The 1,364-nt window shown below is 72.7% G+C and carries 1 protein-coding gene; it reads right to left on the reverse strand.

Annotated elements, in window-relative coordinates; genetic code table 11:
* Positions 1-1,192: sensor histidine kinase (locus FNH08_RS50110; RefSeq protein WP_152778678.1), on the reverse strand; the 1,192-nt coding region annotated here is incomplete at its 3' end.
* Positions 1,193-1,364 lie beyond the last annotated feature (172 nt).

Genomic DNA, 1,364 nt, shown 5'->3' on the forward strand with positions numbered 1-1,364 from the left:
GGTCCGGGGCGGCCAGGTGCAGGGGCAGTTCGGTGGTCACTTCGAAGCCGCCCTCACGGCGGTGGCCGGCCTGGAGCACACCGCCGACGGACTGGGCGCGTTCACGCATGCCGATGAGTCCGAAGCCGCGATCGGGGCCAGGGTCGGCGGGTGCCGTGCCGGTGCCGTCGTCGGTGACCGTGACGGTCAACCGGTCGCCGGAGTAGCGGAGCCGTATGTGGGCCGCTCCCGCGGCGGCGTGCTTGGTGACGTTGGTGAGGGCCTCCTGCACGATACGGAACGCCGTCAGGTCCACACCCGGCGACAGCGGCCGCGGCTCTCCCTCGGTGGTCACGGTGACCTCCACTCCGGCGGCCCGGCACGCGGCGGTCAGCTCGGGCAGACGGGCCAGGCCGGGGGCGGGCTGAAGGGAGGTGTCCGGGTCGTCCGCCTGGCGCAGCAGACCGACGGTGGCCTTGAGCTCGCACAACGCCGACGCGGTGGTGCCGGCCAGGTCGGTGAGGATCTTCTCCGCCTGCTCGGGGCGGGTGCGTGCGAGGTGTGCCGCGGTACCGGCCTGGGCGTTGGCGAGGGCGAGGTGGTGGGCGACGACGTCGTGCAGGTCGCGGGCGATCCGCATCCGCTCCTCGGTGACCCGCAGGCGTGCCTCCTCCTCGCGGGTGCGTTCGGCGTACTCGGCGCGCGCCTGTACGGCGTCGAGGTACTTGCCGCGAAGCCGGGACGCGGTGCCGGCGACGACGGGGAGCAGCACCCAGGCCATGGGGCCGATCGTCCTGAGGATCAGCGGATGGTCGACCGGGTCGGCGGCCACCGCCGTGGTCACCAGGACGGCGGCGGTGGCGAAGAGGTGGACGCGGGTCGTCCTGCGGTCGGTCCGCAGAGCCATGGCGTAGAGCGCCGCCATGACCGGCGTCAGCAGCAGCGGATTGAGCAGGTAGCCCAGCGCGCTCGCCGCCGCGGCGCACAGTGTGGTCCCCGCGACGGCGATGCGGGGGTGGCGGCGGTGACCGAGGAGCGCGACGCAGGAGAGCCCCGCGAGCAGCGCGGCGGTGCCCGCGTCGCCCGGCTGCTCCGCGCCCGGTGTCCTGAGCATGGCGCCGAGGAGCGCGAAGCCGAACAGCACGACGAGGCACACCGAGTCGATGAGCCGTCGTTGACGCGGCGTGGGTCGATCCAGGCTGATGCTGCTCATCGGGCTCTCCGGTCGGTGGGCTGGGACCATCGTGAGACATCGAGTCTGGGACGACCGTCTCAGAATCCCGGGGAGGGACCCGTGGCGTCGTCGTGCGGCTGCCGACAACCCGCCTACTGAGAACGCAGTACGCGCGGTTTTCGTGTCCTTCCCACGAAGGACACGAAAACCG

The organism is Streptomyces spongiae, assembly GCF_009377185.1.
GTDB classification, from domain to species: Bacteria; Actinomycetota; Actinomycetes; order Streptomycetales; family Streptomycetaceae; genus Streptomyces; species Streptomyces spongiae.